12 protein-coding genes and 1 pseudogene are annotated in these 15,004 nt (G+C 70.1%); 6 read left to right on the top strand and 7 right to left on the bottom strand.

The genetic code is table 11. From position 1 onward, the window contains the following. Positions 1-2 precede the first annotated feature (2 nt). Positions 3-799 (top strand): annotated as a pseudogene (locus tag ACZ7EG_RS05815) (class I SAM-dependent methyltransferase). Between the two features lie 56 nt (positions 800-855). Here the strand turns inward: ACZ7EG_RS05815 and ACZ7EG_RS05810 are convergent. Genes ACZ7EG_RS05810 through ACZ7EG_RS05800 form a run of 3 tightly spaced genes read right to left on the bottom strand, consistent with a single transcriptional unit; the run spans position 856 to position 3,538 of the window. Then, positions 856-1,617 carry an amino acid ABC transporter ATP-binding protein gene (locus ACZ7EG_RS05810; protein WP_471072857.1) on the bottom strand — a complete coding sequence of 254 codons (762 nt, stop codon included), beginning with the start codon at positions 1,615-1,617 and terminating at the stop codon, positions 856-858. After that, positions 1,614-2,555 (bottom strand): amino acid ABC transporter permease, encoded by a 942-nt coding sequence (locus tag ACZ7EG_RS05805; RefSeq protein ID WP_031103311.1) that lies wholly within the window; start codon positions 2,553-2,555, stop codon positions 1,614-1,616. Before ACZ7EG_RS05805 ends, ACZ7EG_RS05810 begins: the two co-directional genes overlap by 4 nt. Positions 2,556-2,587: 32 nt before the next feature. After that, entirely contained in the window at positions 2,588-3,538 is a 951-nt protein-coding gene (locus tag ACZ7EG_RS05800) for an ABC transporter substrate-binding protein (RefSeq protein ID WP_471072854.1), read from the bottom strand. 625 nt (positions 3,539-4,163) lie between these two features. Here ACZ7EG_RS05800 and ACZ7EG_RS05795 point away from each other — a divergent pair. From ACZ7EG_RS05795 to ACZ7EG_RS05780, 4 genes are all read left to right on the top strand, one after another. Beyond that, positions 4,164-5,396: an NAD(P)-dependent malic enzyme gene (locus tag ACZ7EG_RS05795; protein WP_471072851.1), complete on the top strand. Its 1,233-nt coding sequence runs from the start codon at positions 4,164-4,166 to the stop codon at positions 5,394-5,396. A 435-nt stretch (positions 5,397-5,831) separates the two neighbouring features. Continuing rightward, entirely contained in the window at positions 5,832-6,797 is a 966-nt protein-coding gene (locus ACZ7EG_RS05790; RefSeq protein ID WP_031103308.1) for a zinc-binding dehydrogenase, read from the top strand. A gap of 101 nt (positions 6,798-6,898) precedes the next feature. Beyond that, positions 6,899-7,108, top strand: a complete 210-nt coding sequence (locus ACZ7EG_RS05785; protein ID WP_003992902.1) for an HTH domain-containing protein — start codon at positions 6,899-6,901, stop codon at positions 7,106-7,108. Beyond that, positions 7,108-7,680 carry a Clp protease N-terminal domain-containing protein gene (locus ACZ7EG_RS05780; protein WP_471072848.1) on the top strand — a complete coding sequence of 191 codons (573 nt, stop codon included), beginning with the start codon at positions 7,108-7,110 and terminating at the stop codon, positions 7,678-7,680. The genes ACZ7EG_RS05785 and ACZ7EG_RS05780 overlap by 1 nt, the downstream gene beginning before the upstream one ends. Before the next feature lie 20 nt (positions 7,681-7,700). Here ACZ7EG_RS05780 and ACZ7EG_RS05775 read toward each other — a convergent pair whose 3' ends face one another. Together ACZ7EG_RS05775 and ACZ7EG_RS05770 are read right to left on the bottom strand one after the other, a co-directional pair. After that, positions 7,701-8,768, bottom strand: coding sequence for a PadR family transcriptional regulator (locus tag ACZ7EG_RS05775; protein ID WP_471072845.1), 1,068 nt, complete (start codon positions 8,766-8,768; stop codon positions 7,701-7,703). A gap of 1 nt (position 8,769) precedes the next feature. Continuing rightward, on the bottom strand, positions 8,770-9,744 hold the full coding sequence (locus tag ACZ7EG_RS05770) for a DUF4097 family beta strand repeat-containing protein (RefSeq protein WP_471072842.1): 975 nt from the start codon (positions 9,742-9,744) through the stop codon (positions 8,770-8,772). Between the two features lie 145 nt (positions 9,745-9,889). Here ACZ7EG_RS05770 and ACZ7EG_RS05765 point away from each other — a divergent pair, with 145 nt between their 5' ends. After that, positions 9,890-10,789, top strand: a complete 900-nt coding sequence (locus ACZ7EG_RS05765; RefSeq protein WP_471072838.1) for a hypothetical protein — start codon at positions 9,890-9,892, stop codon at positions 10,787-10,789. 27 nt (positions 10,790-10,816) lie between these two features. On the opposite strand, the gene ACZ7EG_RS05760 is transcribed toward ACZ7EG_RS05765, so the two are convergent. Both ACZ7EG_RS05760 and ACZ7EG_RS05755 read right to left on the bottom strand, forming a co-directional pair. Then, positions 10,817-10,996 (bottom strand): DUF6104 family protein, encoded by a 180-nt coding sequence (locus ACZ7EG_RS05760; RefSeq protein WP_003992906.1) that lies wholly within the window; start codon positions 10,994-10,996, stop codon positions 10,817-10,819. An 84-nt stretch (positions 10,997-11,080) separates the two neighbouring features. Continuing rightward, positions 11,081-14,914: a multifunctional oxoglutarate decarboxylase/oxoglutarate dehydrogenase thiamine pyrophosphate-binding subunit/dihydrolipoyllysine-residue succinyltransferase subunit gene (locus ACZ7EG_RS05755; RefSeq protein ID WP_471072835.1), complete on the bottom strand. Its 3,834-nt coding sequence runs from the start codon at positions 14,912-14,914 to the stop codon at positions 11,081-11,083. Between the last annotated feature and the right edge of the window lie 90 nt (positions 14,915-15,004).

The following is a 15,004-nucleotide window of genomic DNA, read 5'->3' as shown; positions in this document are numbered from 1 at the left end:
CCATGGCGAACGCCGACACCGCCACGGCCACCGCCGACTGGCAGGCCTGGCAGAGGAGCTGGGACCGGCAGCAGGATTGGTACCTGCCCGACCGCGAGGAACGCTTCCGGATCATGCTCGATGGGGGTCCCCCCATGCCTTTCGGGCTATGGGGGAGGTCGAGGCCACCGTGGGCACCGCCCCGCGCGTGCTCGACTGTGGCACCGGCAGCATCATCGCCCGGCTGCTCGCCCGCTTCCCGGACGCCACCAGCACCGGCGTCGACCTCGACCCGGCGCTCCTCGCCATCGCCGAGGGGACCTTCGCGGGCGACGACCGGGTCTGCCTGGTCACCGCCGACCTCAAGCACCCCGACTGGCCGGCGAGGCTGCCGTACGACTCCTACGACGCCGTCCTGAGCGCGACGGCCCTGCACTGGCTGCACCGGGAACCCCTCGCGGACCTCTACGGCCGGGTCGCGGGACTCGTCCGCGCCGGCGGTGTCTTCATGAACGCGGACCACATGATCGACGAGTCGACGCCGCAGATCAACGCCGCCGAGCGGGCGCAGCGCCACGCACGCATGGAACAGGCCAGGGAATCCGGTGTCCTCGGCTGGACGGAGTGGTGGCAGCTCGCCGCCAAGGACCCGGTCCTCGCCGAACCCACGGCCCGGCGCTACGAGATCTACGGCGACCACGCCGACGGCGACAAGCCCTCGGTCCAGTGGCACGCGCGAGTGCTGCGCGAGAAGGGCTTCGGCGAGGCCAGGCCGGTGTGGTGCTCTCCCTCGGACATCCTGTTGCCGGCCCTCGGGTAGCGCAGACGAAGGGGGCGGTACGGAAACTCCGTACCGCCCCCTCGCCGTGCGTGCCGTCAGAGCACCTTGGACAGGAAGGACTTCGTCCGCTCGTGCTGCGGGTTGGTCAGCACCTCGCGCGGGTGACCGGATTCGACCACCACACCGCCGTCCATGAAGACCAGGCTGTCGCCCACCTCGCGGGCGAAGCCCATCTCGTGGGTGACGACGATCATCGTCATGCCGGACTCGGCCAGGTCGCGCATGACGTCCAGGACGTCACCCACCAGCTCCGGGTCCAGCGCCGAGGTCGGCTCGTCGAACAGCATCAGCTTCGGGTCCATGGCGAGGGCCCGGGCGATGGCGACGCGCTGCTGCTGGCCGCCGGAGAGCTGGGAGGGGTAGCTGCCCGCCTTGTCGGCCAGGCCCACCCGGTCCAGCAGCTCCAGGGCACGCTCGCGGGCCTTGCCCCTGCCCACGCCCTTGACCTGCACCGGCGCCTCCATGACGTTCTCCACGGCCGTCATGTGCGGGAACAGGTTGAAGCGCTGGAAGACCATGCCGATGTCCCGGCGCTTGACCGAGACCTCGCTGTCCTTCAGCTCGTAGAGCTTGTCGCCCTTCTGCCGGTAGCCGACCAGCTCGCCGTCCACGTACAGACGGCCGGCGTTGATCTTCTCCAGGTGGTTGATGCACCTGAGGAAGGTCGACTTGCCGGAGCCGGAGGGGCCGATGAGGCAGAACACCTCGCCGGACTTCACCTCCAGGTCGATGCCCTTGAGGACTTGCAGGGGACCGAAGGACTTGTGGACGCCCTCGGCCTTGACCATGGCGGTCATGCGGTGCCTCCCGTCGACGCCGAGCGGTTGGACAGGGACAGCACGTTCGCCTTGATCTTCTGGAACGGCGTGGCCGGCAGGGACCGGCTCGAACCACGCGCGTAGTACCGCTCCAGGTAGTACTGGCCGATGCTGAAGATGGAGGTCATCAGCAGGTACCAGGCCGCCGCCAGGAACAGCATCTCGGCGGGGGCGCCGGAGGTCTGGCCGATGTCCTGAGCCGCTCGGAGCAACTCGGGGTACTGGACGACCGAGACCAGCGAGGTCGTCTTCAGCATGTTGATGACCTCGTTGCCCGTCGGCGGCACGATCACGCGCATCGCCTGCGGGATGACGATCCGGCGCAGCGTCTTGGAGTGGCTCATGCCCAGCGCGTGCGACGCCTCGGTCTGGCCCTCGTCGACCGAGAGCAGACCGGCACGGCAGATCTCCGCCATGTACGCGGCCTCGTTGAGCCCGAGGCCCAGCAGCGCCGTCAGGAACGGGGTCATGAAGTCCGACCACTCGTCCTTGTAGAACGGCCCGAGGTTGATGTACTCGAAGACCAGGCCCAGGTTGAACCAGACGATCAGCTGGACCAGGACCGGGGTGCCGCGGAAGAACCAGATGTAGAACCACGCGATCGACGAGGTCACCGGGTTCTTCGACAGGCGCATCACGGCGAGCATGACGCCGCCGACGATGCCGATCACCATGGACAGGACGGTCAGCAGGAGGGTCTTGCCGACGCCGTCCAGGATGCGGTCGTCGAAGAAGTAGTCGGGGATCGCGCCCCAGTTGATCTTGCCCTGGGAGAACGCGTAGACGACCCCGACCAGCAGGGCGATGGCGACGACGGCGGACACGTACCGCCCGTAGTGCCGGACCGGGATGGCCTTGATGGCCTCCGGTCCGGCCGGGGGCGTGTCGGCCGGCGTCTTGTCGATGTCAACAGTCACGGGTGTTGCCTTTCAGTGCCGCTAGGGCGCGGTCACTTGCCGCCGTTGATGGTGGCTTCCTGCACGGAGCCGTCCGTGACGCCCCACTTCTTCATGATCTTGTCGTACTCGCCGTTCTCGATGACGGCGTCCAGCGCGGCCTTGAGGGCGTCCCGCAGCTGCGTCTGGTTCTTGGCGACCGCGATGCCGTACGGGGCGGCCTCGACCTGCTCGCCGACCAGCTGGAAGTCCTTGCCGCCGCCGGAGGTCTTCACCGCGTACGCGGCGACCGGGAAGTCGGACGAGCCGGCGTCGGCGCCGCCCGCGCGCAGGCGGGTCTGGGCCTGCTGGTCGTTGTCGAAGGGCTCGATGGCGATCTTCTTGCCGGACGGGCACTTCTTCGACTCGGCCTTGGCGAGGTCCTCGGAGACCGTGCCGCGCTGCAGCACGATCTTCTTGCCGCACAGGTCGGACCAGCTCTTGATGCCCTGGTCGTCGCCCTTCTTGGTGTAGATCGACACACCGGCGGTGAAGTAGTCGACGAAGTCGACGCCCTCGCCGACCTTCTTGCCGGTGTCGGAGTCGATGCCCTCCTGGCGGTCCTTGGTGTCGGTCATCGCGGACATGGCGATGTCGTACCGCTTGGAGCGCAGACCCGTGATCAGCGTGTCGAACGTGCCGTTCTCGAACTGGAAGTCGACCCCGAGCTGCTTGCCCATGGCAGCGGCGAGGTCCGGGTCGATGCCGACGACCTTGCCCGAGTTGTCCTTGAACTCGACCGGGGCGTAGGCGATGTCGGAGCCGACCTTGATGACACCCTTGTCGCGGATGGCCTGCGGCAGCTTGTCCGCGAGCGGGGCGGAGGCCGCGGTGTCGCTCGAACCGGTGTCCTTGGTCTGGTCACCGCAGCCGGTGAGCATCAGCGCGCCTGCGACCGCGATCGCACCGACCGCTGCTAGCCGGGAGTGCGCGGCGGTCGTACGACGGGTGGAGCTTGCGGTCATGGTGGGTTCCTCCGGCGGATGGGTGGAGTTGCCGATGGGGCGGGCCGCTGCCGATGGGTTCGGCACGGCCGTGGCATGCCGAAGGTTTCGGCAGTGCCGTGGGTTGACGAGAGCACACCTCTTCGAGTGTCGCGACCTCGTGTGATTACGGCATCTTGCCATTCGGACTGCGCGATTCTGGGGGCCAGCCATGTCAAAATCGGATAACGGGCGACCCCCGAACCGCACCACTCCGGTACATCACGGCCGGACCTTCTGCAGGAATCACCCGTTCCGGCCGGAAGATCTTCGGAAAATCCCGAGATTTCGATACGGGGACCGCGAGCTTCACGGATGGTTGAGTGGGTGTAGCTGGTTTGTCCAGGTCTTGTCCCGATTTTGGACGAAGGGTCAGGGCCCCGTCATGTGACCTTCGCGTTATGGACTCGTCGTCGATGCCGTCCGTCCGGTAAGAAGGGTCTTTACACCCCTCATCCGGGGCTCAGGGCGCGTGTGCGGCGCGCCCGTCGCGTGCGCGCCCGTACGGATACACGTACAAGCACGACATGGGTCTACGCGGTGCCCGCCCACCCCTCACCAGGAGTGGCCACCCTCAAAACAATGAAGATTTAAGGGGTAAAACGAAGTGGCAGCGGAGATCGTCAATCCTCGCAGCGAGAGCAAGACCGGCGATACGGATCACGAGGGCAGTGCGGAGCCCCTCGACTCCTTCGACCCGGCGTTCGCCCTGCACCGCGGCGGCAAGATGGCCGTGCAGGCCACCGTGCCGGTCCGCGACAAGGACGACCTGTCCCTGGCGTACACGCCCGGCGTCGCGAAGGTGTGCAGCGCGATCGCGGAGCAGCCGGAGCTCGTGCACGACTACACGTGGAAGTCGTCGGTCGTGGCCGTCGTGACGGACGGTACGGCCGTGCTGGGGCTCGGTGACATCGGGCCCGAGGCCTCCCTCCCGGTCATGGAGGGCAAGGCGATTCTGTTCAAGCAGTTCGGTGGCGTGGACGCCGTTCCGATTGCCCTGAACTGCACGGACGTCGACGAGATCGTCGAGACCGTGGTGCGGCTCGCGCCGTCGTTCGGCGGAGTCAACCTGGAGGACATCTCGGCACCCCGGTGCTTCGAGGTCGAGCGGAAGCTGCAGGAGCGGCTGGACATCCCCGTCTTCCACGACGACCAGCACGGTACGGCCGTGGTGACGCTGGCGGCCCTGCGGAACGCCGCGCGGCTGAGCGGGCGGGCCCTCGGGGAGCTGCGGGCCGTCATCTCCGGCGCCGGTGCGGCCGGTGTCGCCATCGCGAAGATGCTGGTCGAGGCCGGCATCGGGGACGTCGCGGTGGCCGACCGCAAGGGTGTCGTGTCGGCGGACCGGGACGACCTCACGCCGGTGAAGCAGGAGCTGGCCGGGTTCACGAACAAGGCCGGGATCACCGGGTCGCTGGAGACGGCGCTGGACGGGGCCGATGTGTTCATCGGTGTCTCCGGTGGCACGGTCGCGGAGTCCGCGGTGGCGACGATGGCCAAGGGCGCGTTCGTCTTCGCCATGGCGAACCCGAACCCCGAGGTGCACCCCGAGGTCGCGCACAAGTACGCGGCGGTCGTCGCGACCGGGCGGTCGGACTTCCCGAATCAGATCAACAACGTGCTGGCGTTCCCGGGGATCTTCGCCGGGGCGCTGCAGGTGCGGGCCTCCCGGATCACCGAGGGGATGAAGCTGGCCGCCGCCGAGGCGCTGGCGGCCGTGGTCGGGGACGATCTCGCCGCCGACTACGTCATCCCGTCGCCGTTCGACGAGCGGGTCGCTCCGGCGGTCACGGCCGCGGTGGCGGCGGCTGCTCGGGCCGAGGGTGTGGCGCGGCGCTGAGGCTGACCTGACGTCGGTGTGATGTGGCCCCGCCCGGGATCGGGCGGGGCCACATTTTTTTCGTTGGGTGAGGCTGTTCGGGTGGTGCGTCTGCCTCCGGCGGTGGGGGTGCGCGTTCGCTTCGCCTTCGCCTTCGCCTTCGCCTTCGCCTTCGCGTCGGGTGGGGGCCGGGGCCGCGCCGGGGGTTGTCCGTTCTCGGAACGGCGCGATGGGGTCGGACGCCGACTGGCTGTTCGTTGACGCGTCAACCGCTGCGGGCGGACACCCCTGACAGTTCCCCTTCTCGCCGTACGCGGGTGCGGGCGCGTCCCGCCCGACGTCGCAGCCGTGCGGCTCGGGCGGGCCCCAGCAACACCGGCGCCCACCTGGCAAGAGGGCGTGTCTCACAGGGCCGGGTGGTTCCTTCGGTTCCTCGCGGAACCTATCGTCAAGGTCATGTTCGCTGTCTACGCCGCCCGAATCGACCGCGACCAGCCGCTGTCCGGCCTGGAGTTGGGGGAGCGTCCGGCTCCCGAGGCCCGTCCCGGCTGGAGCACCGTCACGGTCAAGGCCGCCTCCCTCAACCACCACGACCTCTGGTCCCTGCGTGGCGTGGGCCTCGCAGAGGACAAGCTGCCGATGATCCTCGGCTGTGACGCCGCCGGCGTCGACGAGGACGGCAACGAGGTCGTCCTGCACTCCGTGATCGGACAGAGCGGGCACGGGGTCGGCCCGAAGGAGCCCCGTTCCATCCTCACCGAGCGCTACCAGGGCACCTTCGCCGAGCAGGTCGCCGTGCCGACCTGGAACATCCTGCCCAAGCCCAAGGAGCTCTCCTTCGCGGAGGCCGCCTGTCTGCCCACGGCGTGGCTGACCGCGTACCGGATGCTGTTCACCAACGCGGGTGTCCGTCCCGGCGACTCCGTGCTGGTGCAGGGCGCCGGTGGTGGTGTCGCCACGGCCGCCATCGTGCTGGGCAAGGCCGCGGGGCTCCGCGTCTTCGCCACCAGCCGCGACGAGGCCAGGCGGAAGCGGGCCCTGGAGCTCGGGGCCGTCGAGGCGCTGGAGTCCGGGGCGCGGCTGCCGCAGCGCGTCGACGCCGTGATCGAGACCGTCGGGGCCGCGACCTGGTCGCACTCCGTGAAGTCGCTGAAGCCCGGCGGCACGCTGGTCATCTCCGGTGCCACCAGTGGCGACCGGCCCTCCCACGCCGAGCTGACCCGGATCTTCTTCCTGGAACTCAAGGTCGTCGGGTCCACGATGGGCACCAAGGACGAGCTGGAGGACCTGCTCGCGTTCTGCGCCGCCACCGGTGTGCGGCCCGTCATCGACGAGGTCATGCCGATGGACCGGGCGCGAGAGGGCTTCGAACGGCTGGCCGCGGGTGAGCAGTTCGGGAAGGTCGTGCTGACCAATCCCTGAGTCCCCGCGAGGGTGCGTCGACGGTCGGTCCGGAATGGGCCGGCCGTTTTCGTGTGTCAACCATGGTTGACGAGAGCGGGTTGTCAACATAGGTTGACGGCATGACCGAAGCGACCGATCTGGCCGAGCGTGCGGGGGACCGTGATCCACGGGTCGGCCTACGGGCCGTCGCCGCGCTGCGTCGGCTGCTGGAGCAGTTGGAAGCCGTACAGGTGCGCAATGCGCGCAACCAGGGCTGGTCGTGGCAGGAGATCGCCACCGAACTCGGTGTGAGCAGGCAGGCCGTGCACAAGAAGTACGGGAGGCATTGATGTTCGAGCGGTTCACGAAAGACGCCCGCGACGTGGTGAAGAGCGCGTACGCGCACGTCGAGGAGGGCGGTGGAGGCGGGCAGTGCGTGGAGCCGGAGCATCTGCTGCTGGCACTGCTCGACCGGGAGGGCAGCCGCGGGTCCTTCGCACTCGCCGCCGTAGGTCTCGGTGAACGGCGGGAGTCCGTGCGCGAGGCGCTGCGTGCGGCGCGGCGGCGGGCCGGCCTGACGCAGGCCGAGACCGAGGCGCTCTCCGGGCTGGGGATCGATGTGGAGGAGGTCGTCGCCCGGGTGGAGGAGGCGCACGGGGCCGGTGCCCTGGCCGGTGACCGGAAGGGCAAAGGGCGGTGGACGGGGCGGGTCTCCTTCGGCCGGGGCGCCAAGGACGTGCTGGAGCGGTCCTTGCGGGTGGCCCTCGCCCAGCGGGACCGGCACATCGGCGACGAGCACATCCTGCTCGCCCTGACCCTGCGCCCCGGCGTGCCGGCCGAGGTCCTCGCCGACCACGGGGCGACGTACGAGTCCCTGGTGCGGGTGCTGTACGGCAGCGGTGGCGAGGCCAAGGCCGGCTGACGGGCCCTGGCCCCGGGCGCCTACCTCTTCTGCGTGCGCAGGAGAGCTCCTATGTGGGCCGCCGCCGTCGACAGATGGCGGCGGGCGTCCCGCAGCTGGTCGGGGGTGACGCCGTGGTCCCGGGCCGCGTCACGGATGTCGTCCCGGAAGCGGTCGAGCAGGCGGTCCAGGTCGCGGGCCGGGTCGCCGGTCGAGTCCGCGGTGTCCTCGTGGGCCCAGGCCGGTTCATAGGCGGCCGGGAAGTCCTCCGGGGCCTGGGCGTGAGGCGGCTCCGCGGTGGGCTTGCCGGTGCCGGGCCAGTCGAAGCCCAGGTCCTTGCCGAAGTCCTTGCCGTAGTCCTTTCCGAACTCGCCCACCTCCTTGACCAGTTCGCTCAGGCCCTCACGCAGACCCGTCGGCCAGTCGCCGCGGGCGAAGTGGTCCTGCACCTGTTCCTGGACGTGGCGGGTGATGCGCTGCACCTGCTCCTGGGCCTGGACCCGGGCCTGCTCCTGGGCCTCCTTCGCCTGGCGGCGGGCGCGCTGGGCGTCCTCGCGGGCGCGGCGGCTCTCGTCCTTGGCGCGCCGGGCCTGCTCCTTCCACTCCTGGCGGGCCCGGCGCATCTCCTCCTTGGCGATGCGCCAGGCCTCCTTGTCGCCGTACTGCGAGAAGTCGCCGTAGGGGGTGCCCGTCGTGCCGTCGGTCGTGGTGCCGTTGCCCCGGCGGGCCTCCGTCGCCGCCGCGCGCATCTCGCGGCGCAGGTCTCCGGCGGCTCCGCGCACGTCGGCCTGGATCTCCGCGGCCAGTTCGGCGACCGACTCCCGGATCTCCAGTTCCAGGTCGGCCAGCTCGCCGCTGCGGTCGGCCAGTTCGGCGCGGCCCGCGTCCGTGATCGAGTAGACCTTGCGGCCGCCCTCGGTGGTGTGGGTGACCAGGCCCTCGGCCTCCAGCTTGGCCAGACGCGGGTAGACCGTGCCCGCCGACGGCGCGTACAGCCCCTGGAAGCGCTCCTCGAGGAGGCGGATCACCTCGTAGCCGTGGCGGGGCGCCTCGTCCAGCAGCTTCAGCAGGTAGAGGCGGAGGCGGCCGTGGGCGAAGACGGGGGGCATGTCAGAGCACCTTCTTGTCGGTTGTGCCGTCGGCCGGGGCGGTGGCGGGGCCGTCGCCCGGGCCGGAGACGGAATTGTCTCCCGAGCCGTCCCGGGGGCCGCTCGCCGGGGCTGCCGCCGCGCCGCTGCTGTCGGGCCGCGTGCCCCATGGCTCGTCGTCGTGATCGTCCTCTCCGGCCGGGCGACGGAGCAGGGCGATCGAGCCGGAGACGGTGGTGGCCCGCAGTTTGCCGGTGCCCGCGCCGAGCCGGCCCGTGATTTTGTGGGCTCCCCACTGGCCGTGCACCCGCAGGCCTTCGAAGGCGTTGGAAAGGGAGCCGCTCGCCGTGTTCGCCTCGACCTCCGCGTCCGCCGGGTACGGCAGCCGGATGGCGATCTCGCCCGAGACGCTGGTCAGCCGGACGTCCGTCGGGCCGTTCGGGTCGAGGTCGACGATCATCGAGCCACTGACCGACTCCGCCCGCACGGAGGGGCCGGAGCCCTCGATCACCGTGAGGTCGCCGGAGACCGAGTTGAACCGCAGGTCGCCGGTCACGCCCTGGGCCTCCAGGCCGCCGGAGACCGTGTCGGCGCGCACCGGGCCGGACAGGCCCACCAGTGTCGTGTCGCCGGTGACGCCCTTCACCACCGTCGGGCCATGGATCCCGGAGAGCACGGCGGCCGCGCCCACCACGCCCACCTCCACGCGAGTGCCGGGCGGCACGGCCAGGGAGACCACCGCGCTGCGGCGCCAGCCCTTGCGGTCCAGCCACTTCAGGAAGCCCTTCCAGGGCAGGTCCTCGTAGGTCACCGTGAGGACGCCGTCCTGCTGGGTCACCACCAGGGGCGGCCCCTCGATCTCGGAGATCTCCAGGCGGGCGGAACCTTCGTCCGTGCCCACCACGTTCACCGTTCCGTTGACGATGCGCACACGCAGGTCGCTCACGGGCTCGTCGAAGGTGAGCTTCCTCGGTTCTGTGACGGACCACTCGGACATGGTGACCTCCCCGACTCGACGCGCCATATCGCGTCCTCTCGAATTCACGATATATCGTGGCCGGGGAAAGTCAAGACACCCGTTTTGGGGAGGGCGGAACGGTCAGAACTGCTCAAAAGGTGATGATTCGTCCTAGCGTGTGACCATGTCGACGGAAGCTGCCCGCACCGGACCCGCGCCTGGGGCACTCCTGCTGTGCCGGGCGGCACCCGCGTCCGTCGCTCCTGTCGCCCGTCTGCTGCGCGCACCGATGCGGCTCACGCGCGCGGGCGACGCATGGAGCGTTCTCGTCCCCGGCGGCGGGCCCTGGCAGGACGGCACCGAGCCGGTCGACCGCGTGGTCACCGGCTGGGCCACGGCCCTCGCCGTCGGCGCGCCCTGGCCCGTCCTCGCCCTGTGGTGGGACACCGACCACGCGGGATTCGCGCTCGCGTCCGGCTTCCGCCGCCCGGTCGGCTTCGTGTGGCTCGCGAGCGGCGTGCCGGTGGGGGAGGTCGAGGCCCTGCACACCTTCGCCGCACGGATGGGTCTCGACCCCGTCCTGGACGTCCAGGCCCTCGACGAGCTGGCCGAACCCGCCTCCGGGGCCGACGCCGGCACCCGTCTGCGCGGGCTGCTGGCGGTCCTCGCGCGCGTGGGCGTCGTACCGCCCGCCGAACTCGCCCCCGGCGAACCCGCCGACCGCCTCCTGGAGGCCGCCGCCCACATGCCGGACAGCCTGCCCGTCGAACGGCCGGGCCGGCGTGACGCGGGCGCGGAAGGCGACACCGTCGACCACAGCCGCCTCGGCCCCCGGAAGCCCTGGACCGGGGCGGGCGCGGAGGGCGACACCCTCGACCACAGCCGCCTCGGCCCCCGGATGCCCTGGACCGGCGGCCCCGGGGCGCGCGCACTGGCTCTGGCACAGGTGGCGGCGGGCGCGCCGCTGCTGGCCTGGGGCCTGCGCAGGCACAGCGGCGGCTGGGGCTGGGTCACGGCCGGCGCCCTGCTTCTCGCGCACGGCGTGCTGGGCCTGACCTACACCTTCACGCACCCGCGCGACTGACGCCCCGGGAGCGGCCGGAGCCGGTTCCTACTCGTCGTCCTCGTCGTCCAGCCGCGCCAGCCACGTGGCCAGCCGCTCCACCGGCACCTCGAAGTCGGGATTGAGATCGACGAACGTCCGCAGCTGCTCGGCGAGCCACTCGAAGGTGACTTCCTCCTCGCCGCGCCGCTTCTCCAGTTCCTCGATGCCACGGTCCGTGAAGTACATGCCTCAAGGATAGGTGCGCGAAAACGGCCGGGCCGCACCCCCGAAGCGGGGATGCGGCCCGGCCGAGCAGGCGCGCGAGGGCGATTACGCCTCGAACACCTCACGCACCAGCTGCTCCTGCTCGGCCTGGTGACGCTTCGCGGAACCCACCGCGGGGGACGAGCCGTGCGGGCGCGAGATGCGCCGCAGCCGCTCGCCGTGCGGGACGTCCGCGCCGACCGCCAGGTCCAGGTGGTCGATCAGGTTGAGCGCGATGAACGGCCAGGCACCCTGGTTCGCCGGCTCCTCCTGGGCCCACAGGTACTTCTCGGCGTTCGGGTACTTCTTGATCTCCGCCTGGAGCTCGGCACCCGGCAGCGGGTACAGGCGCTCGATGCGGATGATCGCCGTGTCCGTGACGCCGCGCTTCTGACGCTCGGCCTCCAGGTCGTAGTAGACCTTGCCGGCGCAGAAGACGACCTTCTTGACCGCGGCCGGGTCCACCGACGCGTCGCCGATGACCGGCTGGAACTGGCCCGTCGTGAACTCCTCCGCCTTCGCCGCCGCCGCCTTCAGGCGCAGCATCGACTTCGGCGTGAAGACCACCAGCGGCTTGTGGTGCGGGTTGTGCACCTGCCACCGCAGGAGGTGGAAGTAGTTCGACGGCGACGTCGGCATGGCGACCGTCATGTTGTTCTGCGCGCACATCTGCAGGAAGCGCTCCGGGCGGGCCGAGGAGTGGTCCGGGCCCTGACCCTCGTAGCCGTGCGGCAGGAGCAGGACGACGCCGGAGGTCTGGGCCCACTTCTGCTCGGCCGACGAGATGAACTCGTCCACGACCGTCTGGGCGCCGTTGACGAAGTCGCCGAACTGCGCCTCCCACATCACGAGCGCCTCGGGGCGGGCCAGCGAGTAGCCGTACTCGAAGCCCATCGCCGCGTACTCGGAGAGGAGGGAGTTGTAGACGTTCAGCCGCGCCTGGTCCTCGGAGAGGTACTGCAGCGGCGTGTATTCGTCGCCCGTGCTGCGGTCGATGATGACCGCGTGGCGCTGGCCGAACGTACCGCGCTGCGAGTCCTGGCCGGCCAGGCGGACCGGGACGCCCTCCAGCAGGAGGGAACCGATCGCGAGGGTCTCGCCCATGCCCCAGTCGATCGTGCCGTCCTCGACCATCGACGCCCGGCGCTGCAGCTGCGGCAGCAGACGCGGGTGCACGGTGATGTGGTCGGGGATGTTGACCTGGGACTCGGCGATCCGCTTGACGACCTCCGTGGTCACCGCGGTGTTCACGGCGACCGGGAACTCGGCCTGCGGGTCCGAGGACTCGACCGTGCCCGGCTGGGACGTGGCCTCACGGACCTCCGTGAAGACCTTCTCCAGCTGGCCCTGGTAGTCCTGCAGCGCCTGCTCGGCCTCTTCCAGGGTGATGTCGCCGCGACCGATGAGGGACTCGGTGTAGAGCTTGCGCACCGAGCGCTTCTTGTCGATCAGGTCGTACATCAGCGGCTGGGTGAAGGCCGGGTTGTCCGACTCGTTGTGACCGCGGCGGCGGTAGCAGATGAGGTCGATCACCACGTCCTTGTTGAACGCCTGGCGGAACTCGAAGGCGAGCCGCGCGACGCGGACCACGGCCTCCGGGTCGTCGCCGTTCACGTGGAAGATCGGGGCCTCGATCATGCGGGCCACGTCCGTCGCGTACATGGAGGAACGCGAGGACTCGGGGGCCGCGGTGAAGCCGACCTGGTTGTTGATGACGATGTGGACCGTGCCGCCGGTGCGGTAGCCGCGCAGCTGCGACATGTTCAGGGTCTCGGCCACCACGCCCTGGCCCGCGAAGGCCGCGTCGCCGTGGATCGCCACCGGCAGGACGGTGAAGTCGGTGCCGCCCTTGTTGATGATGTCCTGCTTGGCGCGCGAGACGCCCTCCAGGACCGGGTCCACCGCCTCCAGGTGCGAGGGGTTCGCGACCAGGGAGACCTTGATCTGCTCGCCGTCGAGACCGGTGAAGGTGCCCTCGGCGCCCAGGTGGTACTTCACGTCACCGGAGCCGTGCATCGACTTCGGGTCGAGGTTGCCCTCGAACTCGCGGAAGATCTGGGCGTAGGACTTGCCGACGATGTTGGCGAGGACGTTCAGCCGGCCGCGGTGGGCCATGCCGATGACGACCTCGTCCAGGCGGGACTCGGCGGCCGAGTCCAGCACGGCGTCCAGCAGCGGGATGACGGACTCGCCGCCCTCCAGGGAGAAGCGCTTCTGGCCGACGTACTTCGTCTGCAGGAAGGTCTCGAAGGCCTCGGCAGCGTTCAGCCGGCGCAGGATGCGCAGCTGCTCCTCGCGCTCCGGCTTGGAGTGCGGGCGCTCCACGCGGTCCTGGATCCACTTGCGCTGCTTTGGGTCCTGGATGTGCATGAACTCGATGCCGGTGGTGCGGCAGTACGAGTCGCGCAGGACGCCGAGGATGTCGCGCAGCTTCATCATCGACTTGCCGGAGAAGCCGCCGACGGCGAACTCGCGCTCCAGGTCCCACAGGGTGAGCCCGTGCTCGGTGATGTCCAGGTCGGGGTGCTTGCGCTGCTGGTACTCCAGCGGGTCGGTGTCGGCCATGACGTGGCCGCGGACCCGGTAGGAGTGGATCAGCTCGAAGACGCGGGCGGCCTTGGTGACGTCGTCGTCGTGGGACGCGTCGATGTCCTTGAGCCAGCGGACCGGCTCGTAGGGGATGCGCAGCGCCTCGAAGACGTCGTCGTAGAAGCCGTTCTCACCGAGGAGGAGGTTCGCGACGATCCGCAGGAACTCGCCGGAGGCGGCGCCCTGGATGACCCGGTGGTCGTAGGTCGACGTGAGCGTCATGACCTTCGAGATGCCGAGCTTGTTCAGCGTGTCCTGGGACGTGCCCTGGAACTCGGCCGGGTAGTCCATGGAGCCGACGCCCATGATCACCGACTGGCCGGGCATCAGACGCGGCACGGAGTGGACGGTGCCGAGGCCGCCGGGGTTGGTCAGGGAGACCGTCACGCCGGTGAAGTCGTCCATGCCCAGCTTGCCGTCGCGGGCGCGGCGGACGATGTCCTCGTAGGCCTGCCAGAACTCGAAGAAGTTCAGCGTCTCGGCCTTCTTGATGCCCGCGACCACGAGCTGGCGGTCGCCGTTGGGCTTGACCAGGTCGATGGCGAGGCCGAAGTTGACGTGCTCCGGCTTGACCAGGGTCGGCTTGCCGTCCTTCTCCGCGAAGGAGTAGTTCATCGACGGCATGGCCTTGATGGCCTGCACCATCGCGTAGCCGATCAGGTGCGTGAAGGAGATCTTCCCGCCCCGGGCACGCTTCAGGTGGTTGTTGATGACGATGCGGTTGTCGAACAGCAGCTTCACCGGGACCGCGCGCACGGACGTGGCCGTGGGCACCTCCAGGGAGGCGTTCATGTTCTTGGCGACCGCGGCGGCGGGACCGCGCAGCACGATCTGCTCGGGGCCGGAGGGGGCCTGACCGTCCGCCTCGGCCTTCGGCTTCGCGGGCGCGGGCTTGGCCGCGGCCGGCTTGGCGGCGGCCGGAGCGGCCTTCGCCGGAGCGGGGGCCTGGGCCGGTGCCTGTGCGGCGGGCTTCGCCTGGGCCGGAGCCGGCGCGGCGGCGGGCTTCTCGGCCGCCGGGGCGGGGGCCTGGGCGGGAGCGGCCGGAGCGGCCGGAGCGGCCGCCTGAGCGGTGGTGGTCCCTGCGGCCCCCGCGGCCGCGGTACCCGCCGGAGCCGAGGCGGCAGCCGCCCCTGGCTTGTAGTCGGCGAAGAAGTCCCACCAGGCTCGGTCTACCGAATTCGGGTCCTGGAGGTACTGCTGATAGATCTCGTCGACGAGCCACTCGTTGGCACCGAACGACGCAGCAGGGTTCTTCCCCGCTTGGTCGGTGTCGGTCGAGATGCTCGAGTTACTGGGGGACTGTGGCGACACGGCGGCAACCGCCCTCTTCCGCTTCACAAGATGATGGACAGCGGGAATCAAGGCTACGCCCCCTGGAGGGGGTAGGTCAGGCCGGGCCCG

The organism is Streptomyces sp. NPDC037100 (assembly GCF_055606225.1).
Note: the sequence above shows the minus strand (reverse complement) of the source record. Positions and strands in the feature narration are given on the sequence as shown.

What these genes read in the sequence shown, in the direction of transcription:
- ACZ7EG_RS05810 (WP_471072857.1), bottom strand. Translation starts at nt 1,617, where the DNA reads ATGACCGCCATGGTCAAGGCCGAGGGCGTCCACAAGTCCTTCGGTCCC.
- ACZ7EG_RS05800 (WP_471072854.1), bottom strand. Translation starts at nt 3,538, where the DNA reads ATGACCGCAAGCTCCACCCGTCGTACGACCGCCGCGCACTCCCGGCTA.
- ACZ7EG_RS05790 (WP_031103308.1), top strand. Translation starts at nt 5,832, where the DNA reads ATGTTCGCTGTCTACGCCGCCCGAATCGACCGCGACCAGCCGCTGTCC.
- ACZ7EG_RS05785 (WP_003992902.1), top strand. Translation starts at nt 6,899, where the DNA reads ATGACCGAAGCGACCGATCTGGCCGAGCGTGCGGGGGACCGTGATCCA.
- ACZ7EG_RS05780 (WP_471072848.1), top strand. Translation starts at nt 7,108, where the DNA reads ATGTTCGAGCGGTTCACGAAAGACGCCCGCGACGTGGTGAAGAGCGCG.
- ACZ7EG_RS05775 (WP_471072845.1), bottom strand. Translation starts at nt 8,768, where the DNA reads ATGCCCCCCGTCTTCGCCCACGGCCGCCTCCGCCTCTACCTGCTGAAG.
- ACZ7EG_RS05770 (WP_471072842.1), bottom strand. Translation starts at nt 9,744, where the DNA reads ATGTCCGAGTGGTCCGTCACAGAACCGAGGAAGCTCACCTTCGACGAG.
- ACZ7EG_RS05765 (WP_471072838.1), top strand. Translation starts at nt 9,890, where the DNA reads ATGTCGACGGAAGCTGCCCGCACCGGACCCGCGCCTGGGGCACTCCTG.
- ACZ7EG_RS05760 (WP_003992906.1), bottom strand. Translation starts at nt 10,996, where the DNA reads ATGTACTTCACGGACCGTGGCATCGAGGAACTGGAGAAGCGGCGCGGC.